We start from the raw sequence: 17,393 nt of genomic DNA, 5'->3' as shown, positions 1-17,393 counted from the left end.
TATGAAAAGAAATTATGTTATTGTAGCCCTCATTCTGCTGACGTTTTTCGTCATTTCATTTTTAACCAATATTTTGGGAGCACTCAATCCGAATGTCTCTGCCGGTTACCATCTGACAGAAACGCAAGCAGGATTTTTACCGTTTGTCTTTTTCATTGCTTACGGCATCATGTCCATTCCTTCCGGAATCTTACTGGAAAAGTGGGGCGGTAAACGAATGATGATTTTGGCTTTCCTGTTGGCATTTCTTGGTGCTTTTGGCTTTGCGCTTTTTCCGCAATTCAACATTTTCATGTTGTCGTTGTTCATCATTGGTACAGGAATGGCTGTGTTGCAGGTGGTTATTAATCCGCTGCTGCGGGTAGCCGGTGGAGAAGAGCATTATGCTTTTAACTCGGTGCTGGCGCAATTGATTTTTGGCCTGGCTTCTTTTATCAGTCCGCAGATGTATTCTTATCTGGTTACCAATATTGATAAAGGAGCCGTTAATAAGCCACTTATCGGAATGATGTCGCGTTTGGTTCCTGCGGGTTTTTCCTGGGTTTCGGTTTATTGGGTTTTTGCACTCATCAGTATTTTGATGATTCTTGTTATTGCAGTGGTGCGTTTTCCAAAAGTGGAATTGCAGGAAGATGAAAAATCGGGTACACGGGCCAGTTATATCGAGTTGTTCAAAAACAAATATGTCATTCTCTATTTTTTCGGCATTTTTGCCTACGTGGGTACTGAACAGGGAATCTCTTACTGGATGTCCAAATTTTTGTACATCTATCACGGCATTAATCCTGATACCGTAGGGGCTCATGCGGTTTCCTATTTTTGGGGACTGATGACCATTGGCGGGGTACTCGGATTGGTTTTGTTGAAACTTTTTGATAGCAAACAGGTAATGCGTTGGTTTACAGTGCTTGCCATTGTTAGTCTGGCTGCCGGATTGTGGGGTGGAACAAAAATCGCATTGTGGGCTTTTCCGGTTTCCGGTTTCTTTTTGTCGGTGATGTATCCCATCATTGTTTCACTCGGACTCAATTCTGTGGCGAAACATCACGGTTCGTTTGCTGGTATTTTAATGACCGGTATTGCCGGTGGAGCAGTTATCCAGTTACTCATCGGCGGAATCAGCGATTTGACTTCATTAAGAACCGGAATGGTTTTTCTGTTTGTCACCCTCGGTTATATTTTAAGTATCAGTTTTTGGGCTAAACCGTTGGTTAATAACAAAACGGTAAGCCTGAAAGAAATATTTAAGTCATGATGGAAACGAAAGAAATAAAAACATTGATAGGTGTTGATCTGGGAGGAACCAAGGTAGCAACAGCACGGGTGACCGATTCGGTACAAGGAAAAATTCTTTATCGTTCTGTGCCGGCCGAAAGTGCCCATCCGCAGGATGTTTTGGATGTGTTAATCGAAGCCATCGAATTTCATTTTGATGAAGAAGTAGCGGGTATTGGTATCGGGATTCCCGGGCTGGTTAACCGGACTACCGGAGTCGTGCGCGATTTGCAAAATATTCCGTCATGGAAAGAGATTGCATTAAAAGCGTTATTGGAAAAGCATTTTGGTGTTCCGGTTTTTATTGATAATGATGCCAACTGTTTTGCCTTGGGTGAACTTCGCTTTGGCCGGGGAAAAGGAGAGAAAGATTTTGTGGGAATTACGCTGGGAACCGGCATGGGTGGCGGAATCATTAAAAACGGATTGTTGCTGCCTGATGCCCATTGCGGATCGGGGGAGTTTGGAAACATTCCTTATCTTGACACCATTTACGAAGATTATTGCAGCGGCAAATTTTTTAAAAAGAAATACAATATGGATGGTCAGATTATGGCCCGTGAAGCCCAGGATGGAAATAAAAAAGCACTTGAAGCTTTTCAGGAGTTTGGTCGTCATGTGGGAAATGCCATAAAAACCATTAAACTGGCTGTTGATCCGCAAAAGGTCATTATTGGAGGCTCCATTGCCCGTTCCGGCGAATTGTTCAAAGCCAGTATGTGGGAATCCATTTTGGATTTTCCTTTCCCTGAGGCCATTGAAGATTTTGACGTTATTTTTTCCAATACAGAAAATATTGCCGTGCTGGGAGCTGCCTCTCTCTATTTTGACCATATGGACCGGCAAGTTATACAGGAATAGATTATTATTGAAAAAATTAAAAAACAAAGAATATGCAAAAAGCAGTTATCGGAATTTCGTTTGGCGGGAAAACATTGATCGCCGGAAAAGTAAAAAACGGTAAGATTGAAAAGAGTATTACCCGGAAGATCAATAATAAAGGATCTGAAGATGAAATTCTTTCAGAAGTTTTTGGAGTAATTAACGACGTTTTCGATGATGAAATAGCCGGTATAGGAATTGGTGTCCCCAGCTTGGTGGATGTGGACAAAGGAATTGTGTACCGGGTGCAGAATATTCCATCGTGGCGCGAAGTGCATATCCGTGAAATTCTGGAAGATCATTTTGGCGTAAAAGTTTATGTGAACAACGATGCCAACTGTTTTGCCATTGGAGAAACTTATTTCGGAAAGGCCGAAGGGTATGAAAACAGCGTTGGACTTGTTCTTGGAGCCGGAGTGGGAGCCGGCGTGATATTCAAAGGTCATCTTTACTCAGGAACCAATTGTGGTGCCGGTGAATTTGGCGATATTCCCTATCGGGATGAAACATATGAATATTACCTGAATGATGCTTATTTTGAGTATAAATTCGGATTGTCAGCCCATACGCTCATCCGCCGGGCCGACAAAAAAGATAAAATTGCCCGTGCCATTTTTGAACAATACGGATATGATTTAGGGATGCTGATAAAAACGATTCTTTTTTCAGTAGATCCGGAAATTGTTGTTATTGGTGGCTTTATCTCCAAAGCGTTCTCTTATTTTGAAAAAAGTATGTGGGAGAGAATACGCACATTCCCTTATAAGCACACGATAAAAAAGCTGAAAATTGTTCCTTCCGAACAGGAAGACATTGCGGTATTGGGTGCTGCTGCCCTTTATTTTGACGCACAAAACCAAAAATTAATCAAGTAAAATGATGAACGAAAAAAAACTGGAAGTCAAAGAACGTCTTGAACGGAAGTACGAAAAGCTTTTTACGGAAGTTTACGAAACGCCGGAACTGGGGTCAAAAAAAACAGCAGAAATCATTGCGGATCTCATCCGTGAAAAGAATAAAAACGGCGAAACCTGTGTTTTAGGACTGGCTACCGGCTCCAGTCCGATCGGCGTTTATCGTGAGCTGGTGCGCATGCACAAAGAAGAAGGGCTTTCTTTTAAAAACGTGATTACTTTCAATCTCGACGAGTACTATCCTATGCCAAAAGAACACGTGCAGAGTTATTGGTATTTTATGCACGAACACCTTTTTGACCATATTGACATTTTGCCTGAGAACATTCATATTCCTGACGGAACCATTCCGGAAAATAAGGTTTTCGATTTTTGTCAGGATTATGAAAATGCCATTCAGGAAGCCGGTGGAATTGATTTACAGATTTTGGGTATTGGCCGCACGGGGCATATCGGTTTTAATGAGCCCGGATCCGGTATGGATTCACCAACCCGCATGGTTACGCTCGACTCGTTAACCATTGCTGATGCAGCCGGAGATTTTCAATCGGAAGAAAATGTTCCGCGCAAAGCCATTACCATGGGCGTGGGAACCATCATGACGGCACGACGCATCATCTTGCTGGCATGGGGCGAAAAGAAAGCGGCGATCATCCAAAAAGCCATTGAAGGTCCTGTGCTGGATTCGGTTCCGGCAACTTATTTGCAAAAACATCCGGATACCGTTATCGTTCTTGATAAAGAAGCGGCTGCAGAGCTTACCCGGTTTAAAACGCCGTGGCTGGTGCGTCAGGTTACCTGGAATGATAAGTTGATCCGCAAAGCTACGCTCTGGCTTTGCGACAAATTGAATAAACCGATTCTGAAGCTGACCAATCGTGATTATAACGACAACAGCCTGGGAGATTTGGTTGTAAAAAATGGGCCGGCATATGATATCAACCTGAAGGTTTTTAATATGTTGCAGAAAAGTATCACCGGATGGCCCGGCGGAAAACCCAATGCTGATGATACCCAGCGTCCGGAGAGAGCTTTGCCTTATCCTAAAAGGGTGTTGGTATTTAGTCCGCATCCTGATGATGATATGCTGGCCATGGGCGGAACCATTAACCGGTTGGTAGAACAGGGTCACGAAGTGTATGTGGCTTATCAGACTTCAGGAAATATTGCCGTTGCGGACGATGTGGTAATCCGCTTTTTATATGTGGCGGAAAATATCGCCAAAGAGCATGCCATTGATGCCCGAAAAGTATATCGGGCGATTGAAAATAAAAAGCAGGGGGATATTGATATTCCGGAAGTACGGCAGTTGAAAACATTAATTCGGGAAGCGGAAGCCCGCTCGGCTTGTCATTTTCTGAATATCCCGGATGATCATATCTTTTTCTTAAAAATGCCTTTTTATGAAACGGGAACCATTAAAAAAGCTTCTCTCGGACAAAAAGATGTGGATTTAATGGTGGAAGCCATGCGGAAGGTAAAACCGCATCAGATTTATACGGCCGGCGACCTGACCGATCCACACGGAACACACCGGAAATGTTTTAACAGCCTTGTGCAGGCACTGGAAAAAATAAAAACAGACAATTGGTTGAACGAGTGCCGTATTTGGTTATATCACGGAACCTGGAAAGAGTGGGAAATTGCCGATGTGGACATGGCTGTTCCGGTAAGTCCGGAAGAGCTGAAGAAAAAACGTTCTGCAATCTTCCGTCATTCCAGTCAGAAAGAGATGATGTTTCCCGGCTCGGAGGATGTGGAAATCTGGCGTTATGCCATTGAACGAAACCGCGAAACGGCCAAAAAGTACGATCGATTCGGCATGGCCGAATACGAAGCCATCGAACTTTTTGTAGAGTATGTTTTAAACCGGTGAAAAGTCAATTACGATAGCAAAAAACCGCCGTCGGCAACCAAAATACTGCCTGTTATAAAACTACCGGCTTCTGAAGACAACAGAAGAGCGATATAAGCAATTTCCTCCGGATTTCCCATGCGTCCCAGGGGCGAAGACGATTCAATTTGTTGCATGATTTGCTGATTTGTCCACAGGGCTGCACTGAATTTGGTTTTAATGAGTCCCGGGCTAATGGCATTGACCCGGATACCAAATTTCCCCCATTCTTTGGCCTGGCTTTTGGTCAGCATGGATAATGCGGCCTTGCTGGTGGAATAAATTCCAAGTCCTTCTTCCGGCAACTCGCCCTCTACCGAGCTGATGTTGATAATGCTTCCGCCACCGCGTTTTTTCATGCTTTCAAGACTTTTATTGGCCAAATCCCAAGGCGCTTTTACATTCACGTTCATGATGTGGTCAAAAATCTCATCGGTGGCTTCTTCTACAGGGCCAAAAACAGGATTCGTGCCGGCATTATTTACAAGAATGTCTATACCGCCCAGTTTTTCGATGGTTTTTTCCACCAGAGCAGTTCGGTCATCAGGATTGCCTACATGACAGGCAATGGCAACGGCAGAAAGTCCGTCGGCTTTAAATTTTTCAGCAACCGCATCACAGGCTTCCTGCTTACGGCTGCTGATTACTACGGTTGCTCCGTTTTCTGCTAACAAACGGGCAATTGCTTCTCCGATTCCTTTAGAGGAACCGGTAATAATGGCCACTTTCCCTTTTAGGTTAAATTTGGTCATCATCGTTCTCCTCATCGTTTTCTCCAAATTTTAATTTCATCCAAGGTTCAGTTTTCAAATCTACGTCGTCGTCCATATCTTTGGCCATGCCGCCAAGATATTTGGCCACATTGATACGGGTTTTAAAGTCGTATTCAAAACTCAGGGCAATGGCTTCCATAATGGGCGAACCTCCGCCGTGTACACCGCCTACCAGCAATTCAGCAGTCATAGCTGAAGTGCTCATGATTTCCACCAGATTCCATATTTTCAGTGAAAGCTCAGGCGAGATGTTCGGATTCCGGACAATAAAACGGTCCAGATGTTCTTTCAGTTCGTCCATGGTGAAACTTTGCTTAAACGGTAGCGTGGCAGCAATCCCTCCGGCTATTTCGGTAAGCAGGTTAAATTCGTGGTAAATCAGTTCTCCCATCAGCTTACGGCCCACATTGGCGTAAATGGTGTTGGGAAAAAAGGTACCGCTTTTGGTTTTTTTACCGAAAACAGCGGCAGCCACTCCGGCACTGTAAGCCAGCTCGGCTGCTCCGGCATACTGCGTCAGTTTTTCGCGCACATGCGATACTTTGGTGATGTTATTGGCTTCGGCAGCCAACAACGAAGTTCCGCATAAAATATCGGAAACGGCCGGTTTACAGCCCGAATAGCTATGACGGTGCGAGTCGGCAAAAAGCATGGCTAAACGACGGCCAAATTCCCATTCACCGGCCATAAAAACACGTTCGTTCGGAACAAAAACGTTGTCAAAAATGACTACCGAATCAGAAATCCCGGTCAGACAAACCGGCGGAGCATCTTTATCATCTTTTTGGCGGTGCCATACCGGGCGGGTAACCAGTTTAACGCCTTCCCAGTCGCCGGGAACCACAAAAGCCACGGCGTAATCTTTATCGGCTTCCATCAGTGCCCGGGTGGGAATCACAAAAATTTCATCGGCATAAGGCGCCTGGGTAACCGACATTTTAAAACCACTTACCACGATGCCGTCTTCCCGTTTTTCTACAATATGTACATAAGCATCCGGGTCAGCCTGGTCTGATGGTCGTTTAACACGATCGCCTTTGCTGTCGGTTTGGGCACAGCAGCCTACCAAATCGTTTTTCTGATAGTATTCCATAAACTTCAGAAACCGGTCGTGATAATCGGTTCCTTTGGCATCATCAATTTCGCGGGTGCAGATAGACAGTGCACTGATGGCATCATGCCCCATACAACGTTGAATACAACCGCCGGCACGGCGGGCGCCGAGACGGATCAGCTTTTGTTTTTCCATCAAATCGTATGGATCCTGCGGGAGGTGAGCCCAGCGATTTACTTTTTCGCCAGTGATATTCGATTTGGCTGTAGCCAGTTTTTGGTATTTGGGATCTTTGGCCAGGTCGAAAGTAATTCCCAAAACATTAATTCCGGGTTTGAGTCTGGGGTCGTCGCGACCTACTTTTTCATCACCAATGTAAATGTTGGGCTTCATGTTTTTGAGCCTTTCAAAGTATTCTTCTTTTGTTCTGAGCATGATGTCCTCCTTATTTTTTAGATTTTTCAGTGTGTAAAGCTATAAAACGGACTGGAATAAACCAAAAAAATACTTTGCATGCGTAATATTTATGTTCAATCTAAATTAAATGTAGACGGATAAATAGGGGAGACTTGTTAAAAATAAACAGTAAATTTCGTTATTTTCTTTGCCGGTAAAGACGGGCCAGTTTTTTGTATTTCAGATAACTCTCTTTGCTCGAAAGGGTACAAATTTGCCAGCCGCTCTTTCCTTCCAGAAAACCCAAATGCAGGAAAAAACAACTCAGAAATTTGAAAAACGGACTTCCCCAGGTTTTAATACAAAAAGCTTTTTCTCCGTGTTCAAATTTGGCTTTTGCTGCGAATGTGCTGAAATGTTCGACTTGTTTTTTGTGTTGTTCTATCGAGTAATAGCTGTAATGCAGCAGGTCGCCTTTCAAATGTTTCACCACAGAACCGGGTTGCATCTTAAAATAGTCATGCGGATTTAACCCGCTCCAGCGGCCTTTGTTTTTGTCAAAAAGCCGGAGCTTCCGGTCGGGATACCAACCACAGTGTCTGATCCATTGTCCGCAGTAATTGGTCAGCCGGTTCATGGTATAACCATCGGCATCGCGGTGCTCTTTCACTTTTAAAATAGAATTCTTCAGCGTGTCCGAAAGGGCTTCGTCAGCATCAAGAGATAATATCAGCGGATACGAAGCATGCAATATGGCTCTGTTTTTCTGTTCGATATAACCGTCAAAAGCATGGGTAAAAAAACGAACGCCAAGATTTTCACAAATCTCGCGGGTACGGTCGGTTGAAAAAGAATCAAGCACAACAATCTCGTCAGCAACCCCTTCAAGCGAACGGATACAGCGTTCGATATTTTTTTCCTCATTAAAGGTGATAATAACGGCCGAAAGTTTTTCCATAAGCAAAGCCAAAAATAGAAAAATGCCGGAATTGGGTACTTTTTTTTGAATGCGGTGTCAAAATAAATTTTCATCTTCTGTGCCAGCTAAAAAACAAAAAGGTCATCTTTAAATTTTTCAGACCTTTGCACAAAATTTTAATAAAGAAACAACATGAAAATTGCGGCATTGGTTTCGGGAGGTGTGGACAGCTCGGTTTGTGTGCCTTTACTGAAAAAACAGGGATACGATCCGCATATTTTTTATATCCGTATCGGCATGGAAGACGAACCCGCTTTTGTGGATTGTCCGGCCGAAGAGGATATTGAAATCACCACCTGGATTGCCAAAAAATACAACTGCCGCTTCGACGTGGTGGATTTGCAAAAAGAGTATTGGGCCACGGTGGTAAAATATACCATGGACAGTGTAAAACAAGGACTTACCCCCAATCCTGACATCATGTGCAATTTGCTGATTAAATTCGGCGCTTTTAACGACCGGCACGGCCACGAATTTGACCGTATCGCCACCGGCCATTATGCCACCCGTTACGAAACCGATGAAGGGGTTTTTCTGGGCACAGCTGCCGACCGCGTAAAAGACCAGACCTATTTTTTGGGACAAATTACTTACAACCAGTTGCAAAAAGCCATGTTTCCCATTGGCCATCTGCAAAAAAAGGAAGTGCGTCAACTGGCCGAAGAGATGAAGCTGCCCAGTGCACACCGGCCCGACAGCCAGGGCATCTGTTTTCTCGGCAAAATCAACTATTCCGACTTTATCCGGAAATATGTGGGCGAAAAAACCGGCGAAATTGTCGAACTCGAAACCGGAAAAGTATTGGGCGAACACAAAGGCTTTTGGTTTTATACCATTGGCCAGCGGCGCGGACTGCGGCTGGGCGGCGGTCCCTGGTTTGTCGTAAAAAAAGATACCCGTAAAAACATCATTTACGTTTCTAACGGTTACGACCCTATCAGCCAGTACGACGACACGGTTTGGATGGAAAACCTGCATATCTTAAATCCGCATCACGATTATTCCGGGTTGAAAGAGATAAAATTCAAAATCAGGCATCAGCCCGAATTTACCGCCGGCGAACTGGTACGCGACGAAAAAGGAATCCGCATTGTTTCCGGAAAAAAGATTTCGGGAATTGCTCCCGGTCAGTTTGCCGTGATTTACGATACCGACGAAAAAACCTGCATTGGCAGCGGAGTTATTGCCCAAAAAGCAGACTGAAACCAAAAGTCAAAAAATGCCCGTTCATCATCTGCACAAAGCGCAACTCAGTCGTCAGATTAAGTCTGAAGCCGAAAAGCTGGGCTTTTTTGCCTGTGGCATTTCGCGGGCCGGAGCCCTGCCGCAGGATGCCCGGCGTGTAGAGCAATGGCTCGAAAAAGGCATGCAGGGCGAAATGCATTACCTTACCCGGAATCGCGAAAAAAGATATGATGCCACCCGGCTGGTCGAAAAAGCCCGCTCGGTTATCTCGGTACTCATCAGCTATTATCCCCAAAAAGAGCTTTCCGAAAAGAGTTATTACAAAATTGCCAAGTATGCTTACGGTCGCGATTATCACTTTGTGATTAAGCAAAAACTTTCCCGCCTTTTGCAACAAATCGAGCAGGCCACAGGCAAACGTAACGCCCGTATTTTTACCGATTCGGCACCGGTACTCGACCGGGCGGCAGCCCGCCGTGCCGGATTGGGATTTATCGGGAAAAATACAACACTCATCAGCCGCCGTGCCGGTTCGTTTTTCTTTATCGGACACATCATCATCGACCTTGAGCTGGCTTACGACGACGAAATCACCGAAAATTTCTGCGGAAACTGCACAAAGTGTATCGATGCCTGTCCCACCGGCGCACTTTCGGCTTTTGAGCTGGATGCCCGCCGGTGCATCTCGTACCTCACCATTGAGTACCGCGGCGAAAAAATCCCGGAAACGTTCAAAGGAAAATGGAAACAGTGGATTTTCGGCTGCGATATTTGTCAGGATGTCTGCCCGTGGAACCGCAAAGCACTTCCGGCCACAGAACCGGCTTTTCAACCCTCCGAAGCGCTCAAAAACATGACCCGCCGCGACTGGGAAAACCTGGACAAACCCACCTTTAAAAAGCTTTTCAAAAATACGCCGCTCGAACGTACCGGCTGGAAAGGACTACAGCGAAACATCCGGTTTTTGCAGGACGATTAACGCAAAATTAACTTCTTTTTCAGGGCGCCGGACGGGCTGTCCGTTTTAGTCCCGGTGCCGGCTACGGTGTTTCGCCACGGTGGCACACGAGCTTCCTTCGGTCGCTGTCTGCCATCTGCTACACATCCGTTTCCGTCACCGGGCGCTGCCACTACCATCCCTGGCGCAGGCAGAAATCTCAAAATCTAAGCACCAAAAGACAAAAAATCAAATAACAAACGAAATTCCAAAAACCAAGCATCAATCCAAAACACTGAAAATCAATACTGAAACTTTTTCCAAAGGCCGGTAACCAATGACCTTTTTCTCGCTAAGACATGCTAAAGATAAACATCAAAAATCATACATCCTCACATCTTCCATCTAACATCTAACATCCTCACATCCTCACATCCCCCTATCCTCACATCCATTCCTCAAAACCGTAATTTCTCCGTCATAATGCCAAAACGCAACACATCAATTTGGTGGCGGAAGTAAATATTGTAATAATCCAATCCGTGATAAAACTGCACGAAAAAGCCCACATCTTCAAAAAACTTCGGATAATAACTGGCTGTAAATTTAACGTTTACACGATTTAACGAATACCAGTCCCACCCGTTTAAATCGCCAAACATCCAGGTAAGTTCGCCTTTGAGCGACAGACGGGCTTTCTTTTTTTTGCTTGCCATGGCATCGGCCGGAAGTTTAAAAACCGAAAAAGCATTGTGCCAGCGAACGGTGCTGTATTGTCCTTTCAGCTGGCTGATAGACCAACTGTTCGGATGTACTTCAAAAGAAGTTTTAAAGAACTGATAAGCATGAAAACGTTTATCGAAATGGGTTTTGATAAATCCGATTTCAAAAAAGTTGGTGGCAAAATTTCCGGACTTCAGATTGATTTCGCCGTTGTCAAGATAAAAAGGACCGTCCTGACCGTTGGAGTGGTGGGCCAGCCGGAAATAAAAACTGGCGTTCCGGGCATTGGCTTTTCCCGAAAACATATAATACAGCGTAATTTGTGGAATATAACTCGGTGTCCGCACCGGAAACGAAGTTTCCTGGTACATCCGGAGAATAATCTGTGGAGTGATTACTCCCAGCAGCCTGAAATTTTTGCTGTGCCGCAGATAAAAATTGGGATTGATGTTTGCCTCAAACCACAACGGTTCCAGATTTCCAATATCAATGGGAAAGGTAATATAGCTTCCTCCCTGATTTACCTGCGAAATAACCGGAAGACCGATTCCCAGGGTGTCAGGTGTGTGTTGTGCTTCTGCCAGACAGGAAAAAACCAAAAAACCAATGAAAAAAACAAATCGTTTCATGACTTTTAATTTTTGTTGAAAAAGAAACCTGTCCACAGAAAATATTCTGTTTTTCTTTTTGCTGATGGTTTAAGTACTCGAATAATATTTCCGAGTACTTTTATGAGCCATTGGCAAACACTTTCCCGGTTTTCAAAAGCCCGCCCTTGTTATTTTCCGTTAACAAGGACGAGCTTCGAGTATTTGTTTAATCTTGTTTTATTTTCTTTTTACCAAATTTTTCTTTGGTCCGGTCCACAAGATAGTAAACCATCGGAACAAGATAAACCGTAAGCATCAGCGAAGAAAGCAATCCGCCGATAATTACCCATGCCAGACCGTTTTTCCATTCACTGGCGGTTCCTTTGGCCAGCGCAATCGGCAGCATACCAATGGTCATGGCCAGTGTGGTCATCAAAATAGGACGCATACGTTCTTTACCAGCCAGAATCAGCGCTTCTTTATAATGTTTTCCCTGCGCTTTCAGGTGGTTGGTAAAGTCCACAATCAAAATGGCGTTTTTGGTTACCAGCCCCATCAACATAATCATACCGAGCAGAGCAAACAGGGTAATGTTGTTCAGCGACAGGTTCAGGGCAAGGAAAGCACCAATAACAGCCACTGGAATACCAAACAAAGCTACAAATGGATAAACGTAATTGTCGTACAGCGCAACCATGATGAGGTAAATCAGAATAAACGAAATAAGCATTACGGAACTCAGCGCACCGAAACTTTCATTTTGCGTTTTCACATCCGATTCCCAGGTGAGTTTAATTCCTTCGGGCAACGGGTGTTTTTTCAGGTATTTTACCACATCGGAAGCCAGTGTTCCGGATGGTCTTCCGAAAGCTTCCGAAGTCAGCGTAATGGCCGGCTGACGGTTGATCCGTTCCAACATCGAAGGCGAGTTGTCCTGTACCACTTTGGCAAACTGCGATACCCTGACAGGAACATGCATGGGATTGACCACGATCAGATTTTTCACATCTTCGTAATTCCGGCGGTCGAAGTTATCCAACCGGATTTCGATGGGATATTCAGTTCCTTTTTGTACGAGGGTAGCATCGTCGTTTCCTTTAAAAGCAGTTCTCAGCGACAGTCCGACATAAGCAGTGGACAAACCAAGACGTTTCATTTTGTCTTTGTCGGGAATCACCTTGTACTCCGGGTTTCCTTCTTCCACCGACAGGCGGACATTGTCAGCTCCCGGAATTTTTTCAACAGCATCCTGCAAGTCTTTGGCCGTTTTCATTACCACATTCAGGTCACTCCCGCTCAAGGTAATTTTAATAGGCGCCGAACGCGGGATAAGTCCCAGTTCAGACATGGAAAAGTTAATGCCGGGATACCGCTTGTTGAGCTCTTTTTTCAGCCATTTCATATAAGCAATGGTTGACATTTTGCGCTCTTTCAACGGTTTAAGCTGAATGGTAAATTCCGAAATATATGGCGAGCCGATACCAAGACTTCCGATTCCGGTACTGGGACCGGCAATGTTACTAAAGAGTGTGGATACTTCGGGCTGACTCAGAATGTAATTTTCAACCTTTTGGCTGATGATATTGTTTTTATGAACCGTTGTGGTTTTGTCAAACTCAAGGTTCAGGCTGAATTTACCCTGGTCGCCCGTGGACATCATCTCTTCCCCGATAATTCCCTGTTTCATGATAAGGCCGGTCAGCAGGAACAGGAACAAAACAATGCCAGTAAAAATCAGCTTGTGGTTCAATACCCACTCAAGCTGGTGTCCGTACCATTCAATAAAACGTTGAAGCTGGTCTTCGAACCAAAGCAAAAAGCGGTTGAGCGGATTGGTAGGTTTCAGGTCTTCTTTTTTCCCGATACGTGAAGCAAGCCACGGGGTCAGCGTAAAACCTACCAGCAAACTGGTGAGCGTAGAGGTAATAACAACCACCGAAAACTGTTTCAGCATACCGGCCACAAAGACGTGCAAAAACAAAATAGGAGCAAACACCACCACGTCCACAAGGGTAATGGAAACAGCAGAAAAACCAATTTCCATTCGGCCTTCGAGAGCCGCTTCGCGTTTGTCTTTTCCCATGTCGAGGTGACGCTGGATATTTTCGATAATCACAATCGAGTCATCCACCAAAATACCGATAATCAACGACATGGCCAGCAACGTCATAAGGTTCAGCGTATAGCCGAGAATCCACATCATGGCGAAAGCCGTAACCAGCGAAGTAGGAATGGCAATCAATACGATGATAGAGTTCCGATAACTGCGTAAGAACAGCAACATCACCACCGACACAAGAATAACGGCCAAAATCAGGTCGTCCACCACCGAATTTACAGCGGCAATGGTGTTGGTGGTCGAGTCGTCGGCAATTTTGAATTTTACGTTGTACTTGGCGTACTCTTTTTCGATCTGTTTCAGTTTTTTACGTACCAGTCGCGATACGTCCACGGCATTGGCATCGCCCTGCTTCTTCAGCAAAATCCCGATTCCGTTTACGCCGTTGTAGCGGCTGACCGAAGTAATTTCTTTTACTCCGTCCACTACCGAAGCCACATCTTTCACATATACCGGGTTACCGGGTGAGGGCATGGCCACCTGCACGTTCATAATCTGACTGATATTTTTGAATTTTCCGATCAGACGAACCGAGTGATACTCTTTATCGGTTTTTACATCGCCCGAAGGAATGTCGATATCCGATTGTTTAATGGCTTCGACCACCTGCAACAGCGAAACTTTATAAAGCTTCAGCTTTTTCTGGTCTACTTTCACGAGAATTTCGCGTTGCTCACCACCAAGCATCGTGATTTCGGCTACCCCGTTCAACTGCTGAATCTGAGGCAGAAAATCATCTTTCATTTTCTGATAGAAAACAGTAGCCGGCAGGTTACTGGTGGCACTGATGGACATAATCGGCAAGTCGTTGGGCGAAACCTTACTCATCTGCGGACTCAAAATATCATCCGGCAGGTCGTTTTTGATGTTGTCGATATACCGCTGGGCATTTTGCATGGTATTATCGAGGTTGGTACCGTATTTCAGGTTGACAATAATTACCGAAGCATTAGGCAACGAGTAGGTTTCCATGTAGTCGATCCCTTCGAGATTCGACAGGGCATCTTCCAGTTTTCGGGATACGGTATTTTCTACTTCGTGGGGTTCGGCACCGGGATACATGGTTTTGATTACCACCACCGGCTGGCTGAAATCGGGCAACAGTTCGTAACTCAAATTACTGAAGCCAATGACGCCCAGCAAAATGAATACGCCAAACAAAACCACGATCAGCGAGGGTCGTTTTATGGATAATTCTGTAATATTCATAGCACTTACTTCTTAATGGTTACATTGGCTCCGTCGAACAGGTTGATAAATCCGGTGGTAACAATTACATCGCCCGGGTTCAGCCCTTTTGAAACAATGGCTTTATTTTTAAACCGGCCGGAAATGACAATATCATGCAGCCAGGCTTTTCCGTTTTTGATGATGTAAACCTGCGGATGGATATTACTTCCGACAATAGACGATGCTTCAATAATAATGTGCTGTTTGTTGGCTTCTCTTTTTACATATACATTGCCAAACATTCCGGCTTTTATTTTTAAACCGGGGGTATTTTTTACGGCAAACAAAACAGGAAAATCATGGCTCATTTTGTTGGATTCGCTACCCACAGTGGTTACTTTTCCGATAAGCTGATCCTGCGGATAAACATTGGCCACCACCGGAAATTCTTTTCCGGTTTTAAACAGGATGACTTCATTTTCGGAAACGTTGATGGTGAATTTCAGGTTGGAAATATCCACAAGCTGGAACAAAGGCATACCGGGAGCGGCATACTCGCCTTTTTCACGGAATTTCATGGTGATAATTCCACTGAAAGGGGCACGAACGGTTGTTTTATTGATTTTATCCTGAAGGATGGCTTTCTGGATTTTTGCTGCCTGTAATCCCAGTTGGGCTTTTTCGAGTTTTACTCCCTGTACCGCATCGGCTTTTTTCAAAACAGAATACCGTCTGACATCATCTTCCAGTCCTTTTATGTTGACTTCTACCTGTTTCAGTTGCAGCTCAAAATCTGATTTGTCCTGTTGCAAAAGCGGTTGTCCTTTTTTTACCACACTTCCTTCATCCACAAATACCGACACAATTTTTCCGGGAACATCGGCCGAGATCTTAGACTCATGATTCGGATTAAAAATACCGGTAAACGATGTTTTGTTGTTCAGCCATTGAAGTCTCAGTGTGTCCACATGAATGCTGATCGGGGCACTTTTATCGTAATGATACACTTTGTGCACCGTTATTTCTTTATTTTTTTTCAATTGAAGAACCATCATAACAATAATGGCCAGCAGGGAAAAAATCCATAAAAACTTTTTTGTATTCATCTTCTTGCGTTTTATTTATTTTACTGTTGAATCAATATTTCCGGTTAATTTTTTCAGTTCAAGGTCGGCTTTCAGATAGTTTACCACCGCGGCAATATAATTTTGCTGGGCTTCCTTTAAATTACTGTCGGCCATTAATACATCGGTAATGTTGGCCAGTCCCTGCTTTTGTTGCAAAACGGTATGCCGGTAAACCGATTCGGCCAGTTTAATTTGTGCCGAAGTATTCAAAATATTTTTTAAAGCTACAGCCCGCTGATTCCGGGCATTCTTAATTTCGATGTTGTTTTGTTCGTTTAACAAATTCAGCCGCAACTGACTGTTTTTCAGTTCGATTTTTTTCTGGTTGATTTTACGTTTGGTAACGGTTCCGTTAAACAGCGGTACGGTAATTTGCAATCCGGCAAAGGTGGTGGGGTAAAATTTCAGAAAATCGTTGGGTTTTTTATCGTACCCGAAACCCACCTGTGAGTAAGCACCGTACAACGAAACCGAAGGAATCCTGGAATTTTTCAGTGTTTTCAGTTCGTTGCTCAACAGGCTTTTTTGTGTTTCTGCCAGTTGAATGTCCACGATAACATGCGGCGTATAGGTGGTATTGGCCTGATAATGAATCTCGGTTTCCACATCAAAAGGCTGGTTTGACGGAATACCCATGGTGAATTTCAACAAACGAATCACCTGATTCAGGTTGTTTAAAACAATTTCGCGCTGTACCTTTAATTTGGCTTCCTGCAGTTGCACGTTTTCCACATCGGTATTTTTTGCCAGTTGTTGTTCGTGCAATAATTTCATGGTAGCCAGCAGTTTGGTGGTGTTTACCAGGTTGCTGTCGACAAATGCCAGCTGGTGTTTCAAAATCTGGGCATTGTAGTACAAATTCGATACGTTAAAAAATACTTCTTCCCTTGTTTTTTTGAATTGTAACCGTTTAAGTTTTGAAGCGGTTTTGGTTGCTTTGATTGCACCGTAGATTTGTGAATTATATAGCGGTAATGCAGCTTGAACGCCAATGTTAAAATTGTGTGGTGTACCGAATTGTACTTCTTTAAATAATCCTTCGGGACCGCCAAAAGCCGATTGTGGCATCAGCTGGTAAGGCTGATCGATAAAATATTTGTAATCGGCACTGAATTTGAGTTTGGGAATCAGATTGGCTTTCGCTTCTTTTTCTTTTTCCGTACTCACCGCCATGTCGTTTTTGCTGATTTGCAGCGTTGTATTGTACTGCTGTGCTGTATCAATACATTGCTGCAGGGTCCAAACCTGGGCAAAAAGCGGCGTGGATACCGTCGTTATAAAAATAAACGACAACAGAATTTTAAGTTTGTGAACGCTCTTGAACATTTTGTTTAAATTTTTTTAATGATTGATCGAACAGTTTTTACACCCTTTC

At 44.2% G+C, this 17,393-nt stretch carries 13 protein-coding genes; 6 read left to right on the top strand and 7 right to left on the bottom strand.

The window, feature by feature from the left end; all coding sequences use genetic code 11:
- Position 1: 1 nt before the first annotated feature.
- Genes LA303_RS00695 through nagB form a run of 4 tightly spaced genes read left to right on the top strand, consistent with a single transcriptional unit; the run spans position 2 to position 4,947 of the window.
- A complete protein-coding gene (locus LA303_RS00695; RefSeq protein ID WP_240526023.1) occupies positions 2 to 1,255 on the top strand; it encodes an MFS transporter in 1,254 nt (417 codons plus the stop codon).
- Entirely contained in the window at positions 1,252 to 2,136 is an 885-nt protein-coding gene (locus LA303_RS00690) for an ROK family protein (protein ID WP_240526022.1), read from the top strand. Before LA303_RS00695 ends, LA303_RS00690 begins: the two co-directional genes overlap by 4 nt.
- A gap of 32 nt (positions 2,137 to 2,168) precedes the next feature.
- Positions 2,169 to 3,032: an ROK family protein gene (locus tag LA303_RS00685; protein ID WP_240526021.1), complete on the top strand. Its 864-nt coding sequence runs from the start codon at positions 2,169 to 2,171 to the stop codon at positions 3,030 to 3,032.
- A 1-nt stretch (position 3,033) separates the two neighbouring features.
- Entirely contained in the window at positions 3,034 to 4,947 is a 1,914-nt protein-coding gene (nagB, locus tag LA303_RS00680) for a glucosamine-6-phosphate deaminase (RefSeq protein WP_240526020.1), read from the top strand.
- Between the two features lie 8 nt (positions 4,948 to 4,955).
- On the opposite strand, the gene LA303_RS00675 is transcribed toward nagB, so the two are convergent.
- The 3 genes from LA303_RS00675 to LA303_RS00665 form a co-directional block, all read right to left on the bottom strand.
- Positions 4,956 to 5,720 carry an SDR family NAD(P)-dependent oxidoreductase gene (locus tag LA303_RS00675; protein ID WP_240526019.1) on the bottom strand — a complete coding sequence of 255 codons (765 nt, stop codon included), beginning with the start codon at positions 5,718 to 5,720 and terminating at the stop codon, positions 4,956 to 4,958.
- Positions 5,704 to 7,227: a 4-hydroxyphenylacetate 3-hydroxylase N-terminal domain-containing protein gene (locus LA303_RS00670; protein ID WP_240526018.1), complete on the bottom strand. Its 1,524-nt coding sequence runs from the start codon at positions 7,225 to 7,227 to the stop codon at positions 5,704 to 5,706. The genes LA303_RS00675 and LA303_RS00670 overlap by 17 nt, the downstream gene beginning before the upstream one ends.
- A gap of 160 nt (positions 7,228 to 7,387) precedes the next feature.
- Positions 7,388 to 8,146: a glycosyltransferase family 2 protein gene (locus tag LA303_RS00665; protein WP_240526017.1), complete on the bottom strand. Its 759-nt coding sequence runs from the start codon at positions 8,144 to 8,146 to the stop codon at positions 7,388 to 7,390.
- Between the two features lie 153 nt (positions 8,147 to 8,299).
- Here LA303_RS00665 and mnmA point away from each other — a divergent pair, with 153 nt between their 5' ends.
- Together mnmA and queG are read left to right on the top strand one after the other, a co-directional pair.
- On the top strand, positions 8,300 to 9,370 hold the full coding sequence (gene mnmA, locus LA303_RS00660) for a tRNA 2-thiouridine(34) synthase MnmA (protein ID WP_240526016.1): 1,071 nt from the start codon (positions 8,300 to 8,302) through the stop codon (positions 9,368 to 9,370).
- Positions 9,371 to 9,386: 16 nt separating this feature from the next.
- Entirely contained in the window at positions 9,387 to 10,331 is a 945-nt protein-coding gene (queG, locus tag LA303_RS00655; protein WP_240526015.1) for a tRNA epoxyqueuosine(34) reductase QueG, read from the top strand.
- Positions 10,332 to 10,747: 416 nt separating this feature from the next.
- Here the strand turns inward: queG and LA303_RS00650 are convergent, their stop codons facing one another.
- The 4 genes from LA303_RS00650 to LA303_RS00635 all read right to left on the bottom strand — a co-directional run bounded on the left by LA303_RS00650 (position 10,748) and on the right by LA303_RS00635 (position 17,344).
- Positions 10,748 to 11,641 (bottom strand): hypothetical protein, encoded by an 894-nt coding sequence (locus LA303_RS00650; RefSeq protein ID WP_240526014.1) that lies wholly within the window; start codon positions 11,639 to 11,641, stop codon positions 10,748 to 10,750.
- A 187-nt stretch (positions 11,642 to 11,828) separates the two neighbouring features.
- Positions 11,829 to 14,930: an efflux RND transporter permease subunit gene (locus LA303_RS00645; RefSeq protein ID WP_240526013.1), complete on the bottom strand. Its 3,102-nt coding sequence runs from the start codon at positions 14,928 to 14,930 to the stop codon at positions 11,829 to 11,831.
- Between the two features lie 5 nt (positions 14,931 to 14,935).
- Complete coding sequence (locus tag LA303_RS00640) at positions 14,936 to 15,997, bottom strand: efflux RND transporter periplasmic adaptor subunit (RefSeq protein ID WP_240526012.1); 1,062 nt, start codon at positions 15,995 to 15,997, stop codon at positions 14,936 to 14,938.
- Between the two features lie 15 nt (positions 15,998 to 16,012).
- On the bottom strand, positions 16,013 to 17,344 hold the full coding sequence (locus LA303_RS00635; protein ID WP_240526011.1) for a TolC family protein: 1,332 nt from the start codon (positions 17,342 to 17,344) through the stop codon (positions 16,013 to 16,015).
- Between the last annotated feature and the right edge of the window lie 49 nt (positions 17,345 to 17,393).

Origin of the sequence: Candidatus Sulfidibacterium hydrothermale, assembly GCF_020149915.1 — a bacterium.
Taxonomy (GTDB): Bacteria; Bacteroidota; Bacteroidia; order Bacteroidales; family F082; genus Sulfidibacterium; species Sulfidibacterium hydrothermale.
The sequence above is the reverse complement of the archived record's forward strand: the minus strand, read 5'-3'. Positions and strand labels throughout refer to the sequence as shown.